The following is a 16,426-nucleotide window of genomic DNA, read 5'->3' as shown; positions in this document are numbered from 1 at the left end:
TCACACCAAAAATGGAGTTAAAAAATATCCGAGCACACATGCAGTAATAAAACGAAGAACCATTCCAATAATCGCTGCTCCCAATACTTCTCGTTCATTGAGTCCTGATGATTCAGCCCATGTGACTGGAACCTGGCCAAATATAACCGATAATGGTAAACCGGAATTGGCTAACACAAAAGAGCCGACAACTAACCGCGGGTCAATGTTGCTGGCAAGGTCTGTGAGCTGGGCAACGGCAAGTGTCGGGGCGGCGAGAATTGAGACAATTCCTGTGCTAGGTTCAATACTTAAGTATGTGAGGATGGATGACAAACTTGATTCAATAACACTCCAAACACCAATAAATTTTAAGGCTCCGATAAAGAAGAACACTGCGGCAACTGCTGGAATGATAATTAAAAATAAAAGTTCAGCCCCTTCTCTTGCAGATGAAAAAATGGTTTGCAAAAATCTGGTGTTTGGTGTGAAACGGGGCAATTCCTCAAGGTCGACTGTCTTGGTATCACGGTAGATGGTCCTTGATAAAATAAACGGTACGACAATTATTGGAACAAAGATGGATAGAATTACAAGTGGGAGGGCAGTAATATTGAAGGCAGTCAGTGCGATAAGTCCTAATACAAAGGTGGCAAACGATTGTGGAGATTGAATCATCGCAGCGATTGCAATTTTTTGTTCTGCCTTCGTTGCTTTCGCTTTGACAAGGATTGGACCTGAAATTTTTCCAGCAGCGTTAATATCACCAAGGATATTGTACACACTCGGAATAATTACCGAAGGATTAATCCTAAACCACTTCATAATGGGCACAAAGATTCGAATTAACCCATCTGTAAATCCTAATCTTTCCAAAAGTCGGCCAACGATCACGCTTACAATAATGGCAATGCCAACTTCGCTTGTTAGAAAAATATCGACGACGATTGGTTTGACTTCTTTAATTATGGTATTAAATAACTCGGACAGTGAATGAGGTGCGAATATGAGAAGAAATAATGAACCGAAAACTAATAGTATCCCAATCACTTCAAAGAGCTGCCACTTCGACCTAGTCGTTTTGGGGTTAGGGGCTTGGTTTTTCTCCATAAACAAACCTCCCAGACATTTTAAAATAGCCTATGTATGGGAGAGAATGATGTGTTTGTCTAGGCAAAATAATTCATTGTAAAAACTGCGTATTGGAACACGGCTCCTGTTTTTCTAACCTGTTATTTATAAAAAATAGTATCTATTAAACGGTTAGAAAAAAATTTGGAAGGACTATTTTAATGTTCATGTTGAACTTGAAGATATTCATTCTAACGTGAAAAGTTATTGACCAGACTCACTAGAATTATCATCAGTTTGAGAACCATCATCAGTTTGTTCTGTTTTCGTATCATCCGTTTCCGTACTAGTGTTAGAGCATGCAGCTGCAGCTCCAAGTACCATCAATGCTGACGTCAAAGCAAATAACCACTTCTTTAAAGCTTTCATTATTATTCCTCCTTGATCGCTTGAAATTTTTATTACAGTAGTATCATACAAGCTTCCGAGGAAAAAAAGAGCCGATTTTCCATATCTTAACACTACGTAACCGTATCATTAATTTTCTGTCATATTTCTAACTGTATATTTACAGATTTTTCACGCGATTTACAATTGATTTAGTTATACAAAGGGTAAAATATGTGCTGTAAATTATGGTAGAGAAATCAAGCTACCGAGATATTTTTCTAGGAAGGGCTTATCTTTTTTCTTAATTGTACAGAACCTATTGTTTAAAAACATGATTACCAATGACGACAGTTGTTTCTCTGGAATCGAGCCAACGACTAGTAGCAATGGCTGGATTATAGAAGAATAACGACCCTGCTGCAAAATTTCGGTTTTCTTTTATTGCTGCGTGTACGGCTTTAATAGAATCCTCATCAGCAGGTTTATTAACTTGACCATTCTGAACCGGCTGAAATTGCCCCTTTTCATAAATGACCTCTTTTATCGTATTAGGGAAGGATGGGCTATCTACTCTATTTAAGACTACACAGGCCACTGCAATTTTTCCTTGATAAGGTTCACTCTCAGCTTCAGCGCGAACCAATCTGGCCAGCAGGTCTATTTCGTACTCAGAGTATCCTACAATTATTTCTGGTTTTGCCGGTTCCGGTTCAGGATTATTTGTATGAACAGTTTGACCAACAAAGATCAAATCAAGATTTTCAATTTGCGGGTTAAGCCTTGATAATTCTTGTAAAGTTAGATTGTTTTCTTTGGCAATCTTTGTCATCGTGTCCCCACTTTTAACGGTATAAGCAAAAGTTGGGGATGCAAATAAGAGTGTTGCTAGTACTGTTAATATGGCAATTAGTTTTTTCATTGTTCTATTCCTCCTAATTGATTCTCATGAATCTCTTATTAGTTTCTATTTCTATGAATTTGAACAATAGATTAGTATTACAGTTTTATTACATAGAAAAAGAGAATCTCTTTTCTAGTGATAGACCGGGTCACTATAGACGTTATTGAACCCGAAACAAACTAGGAAGAAAAAAATGATCGTCAATCGGGATTATTGGAGCCCACTTCGAATAAGAAATCGGGAGAACGATACTCAATACGGATGATTAGGACCCGAAACGATATTGCAAGAAAAAAACCCTGTTGCGAACAGAAGTCATTACGGTGGGATTCTTCACAATTGCCAAACCGGTACTTAGAAAATGGATCTGATTGAATGATTGATTATTCATTCATTTTCGTATACCATTAAATTGATAATTCTGAAAATTAAAACGGATAATATGTCCAATTTCATCCAGCCGCTAGCCCAAGGTGACGGGTAAATTCCTCGAGGTTAATCCATGAAAAAGGAGTGAACATGAACGATCATGATACAAGTATTTAACAAAGAAGATGTAATGTGTTTAAAGGGGGATATTAAAAGTTCGGGAATTATATTAGGAACAGTTTATTCTTTTTTAGTTGATGGAATGTTAATTGATACAGGCCCACAGCGTCTGGAAACGAATCTCATTCCTTATTATGAGAAACTAAGCTTTGAGTTGGTAGCATTGACTCATAGCCATGAGGATCATTCTGGTTTAGCACCATGGATTCAGAAGTACAAAAATGTTCCAATCTTTGTACATCCAAATGGTATTAGTATTTGTGCCGAACCTTGTCCCTATCCAAAGTATCGCCAAATTACCTGGGGAGTGCGGTCAGAGTTTAATGCCTTGCCACTTAAAGAGGTGATTCAATCACGCAGTCAAGAATGGAAAGTCATCTATACACCAGGCCATGCTGATGATCATGTTGCTCTTCTTGATGTAGAAAGAGGCCGATTGTTTTCAGGTGATTTATTCGTAACTAAGAAAACGAAAGTCATTATGGAAAGTGAATCTATTCCCGTCATTATTGATTCCATTCGCAGGCTGCTTACCTATGATTTTCAAGCGCTGTTTTGCTCTCATGCTGGATACATCCAAAATGGAAAAAGCATGATGAAGCAAAAGTTAGATTATCTTGAGAATCTATCCGGTGAAGTGGGACATCTTTACAAGGAAGGGCACTCGATCGAGGAAATTGATCAAAAGATCTTTCCGAAAAAATACCCAATTGTGGCTTTTTCCGAAGGACAATGGGATTCAAGGCATATCGTTTCTTCCATCGTTTCTGGAATTAGCAATGTAATCTAATATATTTAAGTCAAGGACTAACCAATTAGGGATGGTCCTTTTTCTATGTTGTCACTGGAACCACTCACAGTTTGTTAGTCCCGCATCAGCTACGTCTTAGGTCCGATAGAAAAATCAAGCTCAAGCGCAATTATGAAACTTGTAGAAAAAAGGTAAGATGTAATCAAGATATGGAAAACCAATTGATTAGCAAAATAAAGGAGGAAAAATAAAATGAAAAAATTTGGTTTACTTTTAGCTGGGGGCCTTGCAGCAATCATCTTAGTCGAAACGATTGGCCCCATGGTTGGATTACTTATTAGTCTGGCGATTCTATATTTCATTTTTAAACAGTTTTTAAAGACGGAATCAACAGGTAGGAAAATAGGGTTAATTATCATCGGCTTAATGGTACTTTCAGCAACGATCTTCCAAATACCAGCTCTTATTGGAGTGGGTGCTGCTTATGTACTCTATCTCGTTTATAAAAATTGGAACAAAAACAAAGAGGCTGCTCCGAAAAATGAAAAGGATCCGTTTGTAAGTTTTGAAAAACAATGGAATGAACTAACAAAATAATAATTAATAAGGAGAATTTTAACATGACAAACCTATTTACAAGAATAAAAGATATCATCATTGCTGATTTAAATGAAACTCTTCATCAAAAAGAAAAACAAAATCCGATTGGTAAGCTCAATCAATACCTCCGCCAATGTGAGCAGGAAACGGCAAAGGTTGGTAAATTAATTGAACGTCAATTACAATTAAAGGATGAATTCGCAAGAGAGTATAGCCTGGCAATGGAAGTAGCCGAAAAAAGAAAGTACCAAGCTGAAATTGCCTTAAAAGCAGGGGAAGAAGAGCTCTGCCAATTCGCAACAGCAGAGCATCAGCAATATTCAGAGCGTGCGCAGCGCCTAAACGCTTCACTAGCACAAGTATCCGAACAGGTAAGTGAATTAGAAAGAAAACATGAAGAAATGAAACATAAATTAAAGGATATGCATCTTCGTCGGATGGAATTAATGGGTCGAGAAAATGTAACACGAGCTTACCTCGGCATGAACCAAGTATTAGAATCTGATTCATACTCACCACAATCTAATTCAAAGTTTAAGGACATTGAAAACTATCTTGACCGATTAGAACAGAAGGTGAACAGTTCCTTCTACCGCAGCACAATTGATGCAAAATTAGCGCAGATAGAAAAGGAAATGACCAGTCAGGATAGCAAATCAGTAAACCTAATAAAAGAATAAAACTTGGAAGGACTGTGATGATCGGACTCACTGTCCTTTTTCTGGTTTAGCTATCTTTGTTGGAGAAATCTAGCGTTAACTTTTTGTCTAAGTATCCTTAATAAATTTATGTGATTGCGGTAATTGAAAACAGTTTCTATTCAAGATCGATAGCCGAGGTTAATTTATCATGATATATATCAATAAATAAAGTACCTGTAGAGGAAATGACGGCATATTGAACATCATTAAGCTCTAGGTTTCTTTGATTTAATTGGTTAATGATCCAATTATTGGAATAATCAGCATTAAAATTCTTTTCGATCATTTTTCCATTCATGATGAGCTCTTTCGGAATGGTTACATCATTATTTTTTATAGTAGGATTAAAATCTTGTTTCGTCGTATTTTGATATTTTGTCTTCTTCATTACAGATAACTTTCCGCTCACTTCCAATATGGCAAACTCCACTTCAATTATATCGAATATTCCCAATTCTCTTAGCTGTTGATTTAAATCATCAAGGGTATACCTAATTTTTTTCATGTTACAATCGAGGATTTTTCCCTTATCAATGATAACAGTTGGCCTACCCGATAACCATTTTCGGAATATCCTATTATTGGAAGAAATAAGAGAAAATGAAAAAAAGAGCAGAATTAGTGTTAAAAAAGCAGTGAGCATAGGTAAAAATTTTAATTTTAGATCAAATCCCATGTTGGCAATAAAAGAACCTAAGGTAATTGAAAATGCAAAATTATAAAGGTTAATATGTGAGTTGATTTGTTTTCCAAACCATAAAAAACAAGTCATTAAGATTAAAATGGATACGACTGTGCGGAGTATTGTATAAACTACCTCTTCCATTACGATTCATCCTCAATGTTTTAATCATGAATATCTTCCAATACTTACTACTTGAAATAGAAAATTACATCTCAGAAATTCGTTCTTAATGTAGGAAAATCCAATGATTAATAAACCTTTTTATTTAATATGTGCCGATTAGCTACTATTTATTTTGTGTTTTCTTTTTGATTTTATGACCCCTTTTTTTGTTTTGGAAATGCCGATAAGTTAAATTAAACCAATTCGTTCTAAACCGTATCGTACTCCATCTTCTTCAGCGGAGAGTGTTACCATATTGGCTGCTTGTTTCACTTTATCAAGGGCAGACCCCATGGCTATTCCCATTCCTACAAAAGAAAGCATTTCAATATCATTCAGACCATCCCCAAATGCAACAGCTTCATCGGGAGCAATGCCGAGTTTTTCTAATAATTTTGTAAGACCCACTGCTTTGTTTGATTTGGTTAAATTCACATCACATGTTCTAGCTCCGGTAGAGGTCCACCTTCTGAAATCTAATTCCGGAATCTTTGATTGGTAGGTTACCTCTTCCTCTACATCACAATGAAGGAACAATTGATAAATATCTTGTTCCATCCAAAATTGAGGCGGCGCAAGTTCAGGCTTCCATGGATTTTGGAGATACGCCTCCAATACGAATGGATGGCTCAAATCAGTAGCTTTAAAGCTCCTACCACCTAAAAAAGTAAGTGGATGATGATAATCATTAGACAAAAGATGTATCTTATTTAATACATGTTTCTCAATTGCGCTCTTGTAAATCTCTTTTCCTTCATGGTAGACATAGGCACCATTAAAAAAGACCATAGAGTCTACTCCTGTTTCCTCAATAATTGACTCTGAAAAATAAGGGGCTCTCCCCGTAGCAATTACAACTTTTATATTGTTATCCCGTAACTGCTGGATCGCATGTTTTGTGGGATGACTAATTGATTTTCCATGTGGAAGGATGGTACCGTCTATATCTAAGATGACAACCTTGTAGTTCATAAAACACTCTCCTAAGATGTTAATCTTGCTTTGTTAAGTATGAATATCCCAAGCAAGTATAACATTTTTTCATAAAAGTTTAAGAATCAAGGATCATATATTAATCAAAGAAAAGACTAAAAAACTAAGGTACTATTATGATAAAATGTTAGAAACGTTATCTTTTAGCAGGGGGCTCGAAATGGGGAAGCACAAAATATTGGCCGTTTTAGAAAAAGAATTAGTAATTGCACTTGGTTGTACAGAGCCAGTTGCAATTGCATTGGCAGCAGCAACGGCAAAGAGTAATGCAAGTGGTCAAATTCAGGCAATAAGTGTTAAAGCAAGCGGAAATATTATTAAAAATGCAAAATCAGTTGGGATTCCAGGAATGTCGGCAAAAGGTCTTGAATTCGCAGCTGCCCTTGGAGCGGTTGCTGGAAATCCAAATAAAAAATTGGAAATTTTAGATGGGCTCACTAAAAAGGATGAACGGACGGCATTAAATCTCATTGAAGCAGGTAAAGTAACTGCCGGTCAAGCGGAAACACCAAAAAGACTTTATATTGAAGTCATTGTAGAAACAGATCAGAAGACCTCTAGGGTGGTAATTTCTGATAATCATAGCAATATCACCTTAATCGAAGTAGATGGGAATGCTGTGTATCTTGGCGGATGTGAGAATATCGGAATCCAAACCGATGAAGAGGAATTGGAAGCCCTGACAATTGATGAAATATATGAATGGGTGTTAACTGCTGATCTTAACGATTTAGCTCTTGTAAGAAAGAGTATCGAATTAAATAAAATTATAGGATTAGAAGGGCTTTCTGGAGATTATGGTTTAAATGTTGGAAAAACGATAAAAGTAAATGTAAAAAAAGGAATTCTATCTGATGATTTGGCCACTGCGGCAATGTCCCTTGCCGCCGCAGGTTCAGATGCGAGAATGGCAGGTTCAACACTTCCTGTGATGGCGAATACCGGGAGTGGAAATCAGGGTATTGCTGTTACACTTCCTGTTGTTGCCGCAGCCGAAAAGCTGCAAGTATCCGAGGAAAGGATGATTCGAGCTGTTGCCCTTAGCCATCTAATAACCATTCATATCAAATCTAATTTTGGCCGTCTTTCTGCATTATGCGGTGTAACCGCTGCCGGGATGGGGGCGAGTGGAGCGATTGTTTATTTACTAAATGGAGGTCTTCAGCAAATTAAGGCAGCGATTCAAAATACAATTGGCAACGTATCAGGAATGATTTGCGATGGGGCTAAGGCCGGTTGTGCCATGAAGGTCTCAACGTGTTCAAATGTTGCTGTCCAGTCAGCTCTATTAGCACTTAATCATCAAGAAATAAAATCAACTGACGGGTTTATTCACGATGATGTAGAAAAAAGTATTGAAAGCTTCTGCAAACTTGGAAACGAAGGTACACATCAAACAGATGAACTCATTTTAAAATTAATGCTGGAAAAATAATGGATGGGTATTTTTTTCTTGATATAGTGATTAGAACGCAGAATATACCAAAGGAATAAGAAAATGTTTTTCGAAATTTCAATGGAGCTGGAGTTTCTCAATCATCTAGAATCGCCAAAATGGAAAGCCTTTTTTATGCAAAAGAGCACAAAAAAGGCTTTTTTTTACTTTTTTATGGGGGGATTGTTGATATCAACATGAAAAGGAAGAGAATGGTCTTCTTTGTCAGTTCCATAAAACTGCTCCTGGATTTCGAGATTTGCAGTTTCTATATCAGAATCTCCTTTCATGTTCCTGTATCCAGATTCATAAAAAAAATCATCCATTTTTTGATTTGCCTCAATCGCTTCATTTTCCTTATTTTTCATGCACAAACACCTCCTCAAATTAATTTTTCCCATTCGAGTGTAAAAGTACAATTTTTTTCATTATTCCTTTATAGTTTTACAAACAAAAAAACACCGTGGTGTCTTTGGTGCCCGTTAATTATCACCATTGTAAAATAATGGATTGACATAGAAACGAAAGCTATTTTTCTATTTGTATCTTAACCATTGAAACTTCATTATATCCGTATCCATTATGATTCCAGAATGCTTTATCAGGTTGTGATCGGCCAAATGAATCAAAGGCACGTACCATGATGTTGTACTCGTGATTTTTTTCGAAAACATAGGAAAAAGACCACTTCACCCATTGATATTTTAGAGGTGTGTCATGAAGGTGTACGGTTTTCCACGTTTCTCCATTATCAAAACTGATCTCAACAGAAGTAATTACGCCTTCGCCTGTCCAAGCTAAACCAGCTATCTCATGTATTCCAGGTTTTAGGATTTGCAGGTCACGCGGTTGTTGAATGATGGAATTAACACGGTTAGTAGTCACAGGAAATGAATCTTTATCTTGATCCTTATGAGGATAATAGACATAGTCATCTGACTGGAAAGGACCGGTAAAATGATGATTCAATACACGTATTGTTTTTAACCATTTCACTGATGCCATCCCATACCAGCCTGGAACAATTAATCGAAATGGAAAACCGTGTTTTGGACTAAGCAGTTTCTGATTATGTTCCCATGCGACAATTACATTAGGATCTAACGCTTTTTCAAGCGGAAGACTTCTTTCAAAATGAACGTACTCTCCGTTCTTAAGTCCGAAATCCCCCCCTAGAAAAACGACTTCACGTGCTCCGGCATTGATTCCAGTGAAGGATAGGAGATGAGATAGCGGTACCCCCTTCCATACGCCTTGGCTTATTGCTCCCTCTGTCCATTGTTCACCAAATACCTTTGGCTCGAAATAAGCACGCTTGTTTCCGGAACATTCTATTATGGAGGTCACGGTTCGGGAGGGCATAGAGATGATTTGATTGTAATGTAAAGTAACAGGGGTTTTTACATGACCTGTGATGGTTAGAAAGTAAGTCTGAATCGAAATCGAAGGATATGGAAAATGATTTCTTCGAAATGTTAATGGACTTGGAGTTACATTTTCTTTTAGAAAGTGAATAGGAGTCTCCTGGTTTTCTGGATATAAACTACGTGTGATCAGGTGCGGCTTTTCTTTAATAATACGATCACTTTGATACAAAAAATCATCTCCTTTCTATTTTAAAATATATTAGACTAATAAGAATATTTTCCTTATATTCCTTTTTAAATCAAAATATATATCTAGGACTTTAATGTTATTTGAGTTTACGCTCGAATTAGGTCAGTCACCCGCTTTTATGCAGAGTGGCTTGTTATATGCTTGCAGGGATTTTCCTGCGTTCCTAAGCTTTAATGCACTGGGAGACAAGTCCCGTTTTTAATAGTTCTTTCTTTACCTATTTTTCTCCTTAAAATAGGTCGCTGGATTTATCTCAGGGAACATAAATGATCAATTTATGAGTATTTGTCCTTCATTTTTCATATAAAATGCCTTTCTAACGAAACTAGTAATTTATAATAAGATAATTCTAATTAATCATGAAATTATGAATATTTAGTTTTATACTAATTTTAATTTACGTTAAGGAGGTAATTTTTTGAAGAAGAAGTTAATTATTCCAGTTGTGTTATCAACAGCACTTTTAGCAGGAACCATTCCATTTAGTAATGTACTAGCTAAACAACCTGAGGCAAACGTTATACAAAAATGGAATGAAAATGCGAATGTACCGATTTTTGTTAAAGAGAAGCATGTAGAAAAACGCACTACTAGTAATGCGACTGATGCCCTTAACTATTTAGAAGAAAAGAAAAATAAAATAGGAATCAGTAATACTAAGACGAATTTAAAAGAAAAAACTGCGATAAAAGATAATCTCGGTATGACACATGTTCGTTTTAATCAAACCAAAAATGGAGTACCGGTAGAAGGTGCTGAAGTTATTGTCCACTATAATGAAAAGAATGAGGTAGTCGCGGTAAATGGTTCCGTAAATAAGGATGTAGATGAAGGGTCACTAAATACATCACCAGATGTAAGCAGTGAAAAGGCATTGGAGGCAGCGAAGTCTTCTGTTGAGGCTCCAGCTCAATTACAATATGATCCTACAACTGAACTTGTAGTCTATCCATTTGAGGGGAAAAATAATTTAGCCTTTAAAGTTAATGTCAATTTCCTAGGTGAAAAGCCTGGAAACTGGTTTGTCTTTGTGGATGCACATTCAGGAGAGGTCATTGATCAATATAATGCCATAATGGACGCAGATGAAATCAAATCGCAAACTGGAAATGGGACAGGAGTATTAGGAGCACATAGACTTCTACATATATCTCAAAGTAAAAATCCTAATGAAGGTACAGTCTTTCAATTAGCGGATTATGCCCACGAAGGCTTAGGTGGAATATTTACCTATGATGCACCAACAGGTTCATTATTTACTAGTAATAGTGCATCATTCAAAACGGATTATGACCGGGCTGCAGTCGATGCTCATTATAATTCAGAAAAGGTCTACGACTATTACCTTGATGAACACGGCAGGAATTCGTTAGATGATAAAGGCATGGCCATCAAATCTTTTGTTCATTTTGGAACGAACTATAACAACGCATTTTGGGATGGTCGTCAAATGACATATGGTGATGGAGATGGCTCATTCATGATTTCTCTTTCGGCTGGCCTTGATGTAGCTGCTCATGAAATGACCCATGGCGTTACGACGAATACGGCTAATTTACAATATCGTTTTCAGTCCGGGGCACTAAATGAAGCTTTTTCTGATATCTTTGGTGCATTAATCGATGATGCCAATTGGGAAATTGGCGAAGATATTATGGGTCCTGGTGCCAAAGCTAGCGGCAGAGAATCGTTGCGCAGCTTAAGTAATCCAAGTAAATATTCAGTGGGAGCAGCCTATGTACCGTATGGAAATGGAAAAGGGAAATATCCTTCTCACATGAATGAGTTCTATGATCTTCCACGTAATTTAGATAATGGCGGTGTTCACATTAATTCCTCCATCATCAACCATGCCGCCTACCAAACGGCACAGGAAATTGGACGGGAAAAACTTGGAAAAATTTACTACCGTGCACTAACTACTTACTTAACCCCAACTTCTAATTTTAGTCAGGCCAGAATGGCAATCATTCAATCAGCTACCGACCTTTATGGTGAAGGAAGTTCTGAAGCAGCAGCTGCTGCCAGTGGTTTTGATAAAGTAGGAATTTTAGAATAAATAGTAGATTTCCAAAGCTTAGGTAACAGTGAAAGTGACTGTTCCCTAAGCTTTTGTCATTTATTTGAAAGGATCATCATTGATGTATTACAAAAAATCTTAGAAAATCAAAGTTTTCAATAAAACCAGCTAAGTAAATAGAACTGGAATTTCTACAAAATTTGCAGAAATTCCATTCCTTTCAAAAGAAAAAATAATAATATTTATCTATTTTGGAATTAACTAGTGGGAGAAAATACACTTTATGTACTTCTAAAGTAGGACATACTGTTTTTTGTTGTCGAAAAAAGAAGGATTACCCAACTGATAATTTGCAATATAATGAAAATTAGAAAATATAAAGGAGGTCAACAAATGACAATTAAAAAAGGATTTTTAGCAGGGGCTATTGGCCTAACGTTGTGTGCATCTACAGTTTTTGCTAGTGGTGCTGGTGTAGGACATGCCCAATCAGTAGAAAAGAAATACATAGTAGTTTTTAAAGATGATGCAAAACTACCATCAGGTTATGAGGATTTACTTAAAAAAGCTGGCGGTCAGGTACAACATAAGCTGGAAAAATTAGGGGCTGTTGAGGTATCCTCTAGCAATCCTGATTTCCTAAAGGAAGTTAAAAAGTCTTCAATCGTGTCTGAAGCTGGAGCAGAAAACAAAGTTTATGCTGAGGCACCAGCTGCGGAAGCAACGGTTTCCTTTGAGGATGCCGCATCTGTTAAGCCGGATCTATATGAAAAATATCAATGGGATATTAAACAAGTTACAAATAATGGAGAATCATGGAACCTTCCTGGAGGTACAGGAAAGCCAGTTTCTGGGGAAGATATTGTCGTTGCAGTAATCGATACAGGCATTGACTATACCCACCCAGACTTAAAAGCAAATTATGCTTACGGGAAGTCATTTGTTCCAGGGTATTCAGATCCTAAGGACGAAAATGGCCATGGTACACACGTTGCGGGTTCAATTGCAGCAAAAGGAAGAACAATAGGAGTGGGACCTGACCTAAAAGTGGCTTCTTATCGTGTCTTTGGTCCTACCGGTGAAGCTTCCACTGCTAATATTGCTGAAGCATTGATGACTGCTGCTGATGATAATGTTGATGTTGTAAATATGTCATTAGGCGGCTATGATTGGTTCCAGGATCCTGAAACTGCAACAAAAGATGTTGTTGCAGATGTGCAAATGTTTAATCGAGCAATTACTTATGCAATCAAAAAAGGTGTTACGGTTGTTGGATCTGCTGGGAATAATGGCGTAGATATAAGCAGCCCTGGAAAACTTTCAGGTGATAATAAAGGTGCAACACATAGAAGCCCGAGTAGTCAGAATTTGATAAGAGTTTCAGCAGGAGGAAAATTGAAGAATCTGGCATACTACTCAAACTATGGAGTAGGAAAAATTGATGTAATGGCTCCTGGCGGAGATCTAGGCCCTAACTATAATCCTGAAACAAAAGAGGGAAGAGATAACTCTTACCTATGCTATGCTACAGTACCTGGCGGGTGGGGCTATAAAGGAGGTACTTCCATGGCGGCTCCAAAAGTTGCTGCACTTGCCGGCGTTATTATTGCTCAACACGGTAAAGATAAACTAAATCCTGCCCAGGTAAAACACATCATTTTGAACTCTTCTGAAGATGTATTCAAACCAGGATATGATGAAAAGTCCGGTCAGGGATTAATTAATGCAGTTAGCGCATTGAAATAATATTCATGATAAAAAAGTGTTAGGCACCATCTATAAAATTAGATGGTGCCTGATACTTTTTTTAAATTTGCAGCACAATCGGACACAAAAATACCCAAAATGATACACTTTGTATAAATATGAACCAATGGAATATCTGAAAATGGAAAATGAAAAGGAGTTTAAATCGACCATCAGAAGCTGTGTTTATTTCCGCAGTGAAGTATTAATCTCCCTTTTACCACTATTTAGCATAAAAGTTTTCAGTGTAGTAGGGCTGTGATTGTTCATTAAAGGCAACGCCCACACCTAAATACTCATATCCATTACGCAATATATTCTTTCTATGGCCGAGTGAGTTCATTAAACCCTCGTGGGCAAAGATGCTGCTAAACTGTCCGTAGGCAAGGTTTTCCCCGGCCAAATAAAAGATGATATGATCTTCCTTCATTCGATCAAACGGTGATTGTCCTTTAAGGTTTGTGTGATCAAAATACTGATTGACAGCCATATCCGTACTATGATTACGGGCAGTTTCCCTGACACGGTTATCCCATGAGAGAATAGGAAGCTTGTGTTCAGCTCGTGAGGCATTCGTTAAATCAAATAACTGGTATTCAAAGCCTTCTTTTAATTCCGTACTTGCTTCGGAATATAGTTCATGTTTCTTTTGTTCAATGTCTTTGTCGATTAATTGCATCGCTGTAATAGTATTGTTCTCGTGTTTATCGTAAAAAATAGTTACATATACACCATCAAGTAGGTACACATCATAATCGCTATTTTTTTGTAATTGATAAATCGTCAATCCTTTTTGTATGTTGGTAAGTGGTTCCCCCAGTTTTGCTCGTACATTTTCTTTCGAGCTTCCTAACTTAATCCCATTGGCGGACGTAATTAAATCCTGGTTCGTGTATAAACCGGCTGCTTTATTTTTTTCATCATACATAACCATAAAAAAGTCTCGATATTTGTCATGGTAGGTATACCATTTTGCCCCATATTCGTTTAGGGAAGAACGGTTTGCCGGTCCTAATATGTGTTCAATATCTTCTTTTGTCTCACCGAGTTCAACATTATGAATCGAAAAGATTTGCTCGGTCGGGGTTTTTAAGTTTGTTTTTTCTCTGTTTGTCGGTTCATCTTTTTGTTGTGTTAGCGGAAGTTCTTTTAAATGAAGATCAAGCTGTTTTAATAATTGTTGCATCTTTTCGGATAGAGTATTGATGGTTGTAAGTATTTCTGGGTTGGTTTTGATTTCATTTATTTTAGATTGAACTTGATCAATCGCCTTAACAGAATCAGAATTCGCAAACTTTTGTTCAATAATAGGTCCTGAAAAATATAGTAAAAATATGCATGATAGTATAGCAAAAAATCGAACCATAATCTTTTCCTCCATTTCTAGTAGAATTGTAACCAATCTAGTTTAAATGTATAAGCAATATGCTTAAATTGCATTCAGATAAGAGATAATTAAATGATTTTCGCGAAGCTGGAAAGTTTAATTTAAATGAAGTCATAATGTTTTTTGAGAGGAACCCAAAAATAAATAAAATCGAAAAAGGAGTAATATGCAAAAAATAATCATTATTGGTGCAGGGATTCTTGGCGCGTCGACCGCGTATCACCTTGCTAGACAAAGTGCAGAGGTTATCTTAGTTGATCGAGAGGATTCAGGCCAGGCTACTGATGCAGCCGCAGGAATTGTTTGTCCATGGCTTTCGCAGCGGCGCAACAAAGCATGGTATCAGTTGGCAAAAGGCGGAGCTCGTTACTATCCGGAATTAATCGCTCAATTAGAAGCAGACGGAGAAAAAGATACAGGATATAAGCGGGTAGGGGCCATAAGCCTTCATACAGACATGGAAAAACTAGAACAGATGGCCGAGAGAGCGCGAATACGCCGGGAGGATGCACCTGAAATTGGAGAGATTAAGATTTTGTCTCCTTTAGAAACGAAGAGACTTTTTCCACCGTTATCGGAGGAATTTGGTTCCGTTTATATCAGTGGCGGAGCACGCGTAAATGGTAGAGCATTGTGTAAAGCACTGATTAGATCGTCCATGAAGCGCGGGGTCACTTTTCTGAAAGGGAATTCGTCCCTAGTTTGTAAAAATAATCGAGTGATTGGAATTAAGCTCTCTGAAAAAATGTTGTTCGCTGATCAGGTGATTGTAACCGCAGGTGCATGGGCATATGAACTTCTACAGCCACTAGGTGTTGATTTCTTAGTAAAACCTCAAAAAGCGCAAATCGTTCACCTTGAAATTCCTGAAACAGATACGAGCTCTTGGCCAGTTGTCATGCCGCCCAATAATCAATATCTGCTCACATTAGAAAATGGCCGTGTAATTGTCGGCTCAACACACGAAAATGAGGCTGGATTTGACACCCGTGTAACTGCTGGCGGAGTGAATGAAATTTTAAGCAAGGTTTTAGAAACGGCTCCCGGCTTAGCAAATAGTACCTTTGTTGATACACGGGTAGGTTTTCGACCTGTTTCCCCGGGCTTTCTTCCAGTTGCAGGGGCTTTGCCCCATTATGAGGGAATTTTTTTAGCTAATGGTTTAGGGGCATCTGGATTAACAAGTGGACCTTATCTCGGTAGAGAAATAGCCAAACTAGTACTAGGAAGACAAACAGAGATTGATTTGAGTAACTATGATATAACTGGAGCTCTTAAGGCATAATTCATAAAGGACGAGTCCTCAGGAGGTTTGTACCTAAATACAAATCGGTCTTTATATTAGAACGTTTTCTAAAAGTGGGTCTGTCCCCCAGTGAACTAGAGTTTTACGTTCAAGAGGACTGAGACCATTTTTTGAATACTTTATTAATTGATTT

At 37.3% G+C, this 16,426-nt stretch carries 15 protein-coding genes; 7 read left to right on the top strand and 8 right to left on the bottom strand.

Annotated features, from left to right (window positions below):
* The 3 genes from QNH20_RS15110 to QNH20_RS15100 all read right to left on the bottom strand — a co-directional run bounded on the left by QNH20_RS15110 (nt 1) and on the right by QNH20_RS15100 (nt 2,359).
* Nucleotides 1–1,089, bottom strand: a complete 1,089-nt coding sequence (locus QNH20_RS15110) for a hypothetical protein (RefSeq protein ID WP_283918824.1) — start codon at nt 1,087–1,089, stop codon at nt 1–3.
* Between the two features lie 225 nt (nt 1,090–1,314).
* The gene (locus QNH20_RS15105; RefSeq protein ID WP_283918823.1) at nt 1,315–1,479 is read right to left on the bottom strand and encodes a hypothetical protein; all 165 of its coding nucleotides are present in this window, start codon (nt 1,477–1,479) and stop codon (nt 1,315–1,317) included.
* A gap of 277 nt (nt 1,480–1,756) precedes the next feature.
* Entirely contained in the window at nt 1,757–2,359 is a 603-nt protein-coding gene (locus QNH20_RS15100; RefSeq protein ID WP_283918822.1) for a cell wall hydrolase, read from the bottom strand.
* A gap of 511 nt (nt 2,360–2,870) precedes the next feature.
* On the opposite strand from QNH20_RS15100, the gene QNH20_RS15095 reads away from it, so the two are divergent.
* From QNH20_RS15095 to QNH20_RS15085, 3 genes are all read left to right on the top strand, one after another.
* Nucleotides 2,871–3,680, top strand: a complete 810-nt coding sequence (locus tag QNH20_RS15095; protein WP_283918821.1) for an MBL fold metallo-hydrolase — start codon at nt 2,871–2,873, stop codon at nt 3,678–3,680.
* 213 nt (nt 3,681–3,893) lie between these two features.
* Entirely contained in the window at nt 3,894–4,238 is a 345-nt protein-coding gene (locus tag QNH20_RS15090) for a lmo0954 family membrane protein (RefSeq protein ID WP_283918820.1), read from the top strand.
* Between the two features lie 23 nt (nt 4,239–4,261).
* Nucleotides 4,262–4,921: a PspA/IM30 family protein gene (locus QNH20_RS15085; protein WP_283918819.1), complete on the top strand. Its 660-nt coding sequence runs from the start codon at nt 4,262–4,264 to the stop codon at nt 4,919–4,921.
* Between the two features lie 136 nt (nt 4,922–5,057).
* Here QNH20_RS15085 and QNH20_RS15080 read toward each other — a convergent pair whose 3' ends face one another.
* Complete coding sequence (locus QNH20_RS15080; protein WP_283918818.1) at nt 5,058–5,768, bottom strand: DUF421 domain-containing protein; 711 nt, start codon at nt 5,766–5,768, stop codon at nt 5,058–5,060.
* A 210-nt stretch (nt 5,769–5,978) separates the two neighbouring features.
* Complete coding sequence (locus QNH20_RS15075; RefSeq protein ID WP_283918817.1) at nt 5,979–6,761, bottom strand: Cof-type HAD-IIB family hydrolase; 783 nt, start codon at nt 6,759–6,761, stop codon at nt 5,979–5,981.
* A gap of 181 nt (nt 6,762–6,942) precedes the next feature.
* On the opposite strand from QNH20_RS15075, the gene QNH20_RS15070 reads away from it, so the two are divergent.
* Nucleotides 6,943–8,217 carry an L-cysteine desulfidase family protein gene (locus QNH20_RS15070; RefSeq protein WP_283918816.1) on the top strand — a complete coding sequence of 425 codons (1,275 nt, stop codon included), beginning with the start codon at nt 6,943–6,945 and terminating at the stop codon, nt 8,215–8,217.
* Between the two features lie 164 nt (nt 8,218–8,381).
* On the opposite strand, the gene QNH20_RS15065 is transcribed toward QNH20_RS15070, so the two are convergent.
* Both QNH20_RS15065 and QNH20_RS15060 read right to left on the bottom strand, forming a co-directional pair.
* A complete protein-coding gene (locus QNH20_RS15065) occupies nt 8,382–8,585 on the bottom strand; it encodes a hypothetical protein (protein WP_283918815.1) in 204 nt (67 codons plus the stop codon).
* Nucleotides 8,586–8,745: 160 nt separating this feature from the next.
* Nucleotides 8,746–9,813 carry a sulfite oxidase gene (locus tag QNH20_RS15060; RefSeq protein WP_283918814.1) on the bottom strand — a complete coding sequence of 356 codons (1,068 nt, stop codon included), beginning with the start codon at nt 9,811–9,813 and terminating at the stop codon, nt 8,746–8,748.
* A 439-nt stretch (nt 9,814–10,252) separates the two neighbouring features.
* Here QNH20_RS15060 and QNH20_RS15055 point away from each other — a divergent pair, with 439 nt between their 5' ends.
* Nucleotides 10,253–11,893: a M4 family metallopeptidase gene (locus tag QNH20_RS15055; protein WP_283918813.1), complete on the top strand. Its 1,641-nt coding sequence runs from the start codon at nt 10,253–10,255 to the stop codon at nt 11,891–11,893.
* Between the two features lie 354 nt (nt 11,894–12,247).
* A complete protein-coding gene (locus QNH20_RS15050; RefSeq protein WP_283918812.1) occupies nt 12,248–13,600 on the top strand; it encodes a S8 family peptidase in 1,353 nt (450 codons plus the stop codon).
* 223 nt (nt 13,601–13,823) lie between these two features.
* Here QNH20_RS15050 and QNH20_RS15045 read toward each other — a convergent pair whose 3' ends face one another.
* Entirely contained in the window at nt 13,824–14,966 is a 1,143-nt protein-coding gene (locus QNH20_RS15045; RefSeq protein ID WP_283918811.1) for a CAP domain-containing protein, read from the bottom strand.
* A 187-nt stretch (nt 14,967–15,153) separates the two neighbouring features.
* Between QNH20_RS15045 and QNH20_RS15040 the strand changes: the two genes are divergently transcribed.
* A complete protein-coding gene (locus tag QNH20_RS15040) occupies nt 15,154–16,272 on the top strand; it encodes an NAD(P)/FAD-dependent oxidoreductase (RefSeq protein ID WP_283918810.1) in 1,119 nt (372 codons plus the stop codon).
* Nucleotides 16,273–16,426: the final 154 nt, after the last annotated feature.

Source organism: Neobacillus sp. WH10 (assembly GCF_030123405.1).
GTDB lineage: Bacteria > Bacillota > Bacilli > Bacillales > Cytobacillaceae > Neobacillus.
Note: the sequence above shows the minus strand (reverse complement) of the source record. Positions and strands in the feature narration are given on the sequence as shown.

Bases quoted from the DNA above. Each gene is read 5' to 3' on its own strand.
- QNH20_RS15110 (WP_283918824.1), bottom strand. From the start codon at position 1,089: ATGGAGAAAAACCAAGCCCCTAACCCCAAAACGACTAGGTCGAAGTGG.
- QNH20_RS15105 (WP_283918823.1), bottom strand. From the start codon at position 1,479: ATGAAAGCTTTAAAGAAGTGGTTATTTGCTTTGACGTCAGCATTGATG.
- QNH20_RS15100 (WP_283918822.1), bottom strand. From the start codon at position 2,359: ATGAAAAAACTAATTGCCATATTAACAGTACTAGCAACACTCTTATTT.
- QNH20_RS15095 (WP_283918821.1), top strand. From the start codon at position 2,871: ATGATACAAGTATTTAACAAAGAAGATGTAATGTGTTTAAAGGGGGAT.
- QNH20_RS15090 (WP_283918820.1), top strand. From the start codon at position 3,894: ATGAAAAAATTTGGTTTACTTTTAGCTGGGGGCCTTGCAGCAATCATC.
- QNH20_RS15085 (WP_283918819.1), top strand. From the start codon at position 4,262: ATGACAAACCTATTTACAAGAATAAAAGATATCATCATTGCTGATTTA.
- QNH20_RS15080 (WP_283918818.1), bottom strand. From the start codon at position 5,768: ATGGAAGAGGTAGTTTATACAATACTCCGCACAGTCGTATCCATTTTA.
- QNH20_RS15075 (WP_283918817.1), bottom strand. From the start codon at position 6,761: ATGAACTACAAGGTTGTCATCTTAGATATAGACGGTACCATCCTTCCA.
- QNH20_RS15070 (WP_283918816.1), top strand. From the start codon at position 6,943: ATGGGGAAGCACAAAATATTGGCCGTTTTAGAAAAAGAATTAGTAATT.
- QNH20_RS15065 (WP_283918815.1), bottom strand. From the start codon at position 8,585: ATGAAAAATAAGGAAAATGAAGCGATTGAGGCAAATCAAAAAATGGAT.
- QNH20_RS15050 (WP_283918812.1), top strand. From the start codon at position 12,248: ATGACAATTAAAAAAGGATTTTTAGCAGGGGCTATTGGCCTAACGTTG.
- QNH20_RS15045 (WP_283918811.1), bottom strand. From the start codon at position 14,966: ATGGTTCGATTTTTTGCTATACTATCATGCATATTTTTACTATATTTT.
- QNH20_RS15040 (WP_283918810.1), top strand. From the start codon at position 15,154: ATGCAAAAAATAATCATTATTGGTGCAGGGATTCTTGGCGCGTCGACC.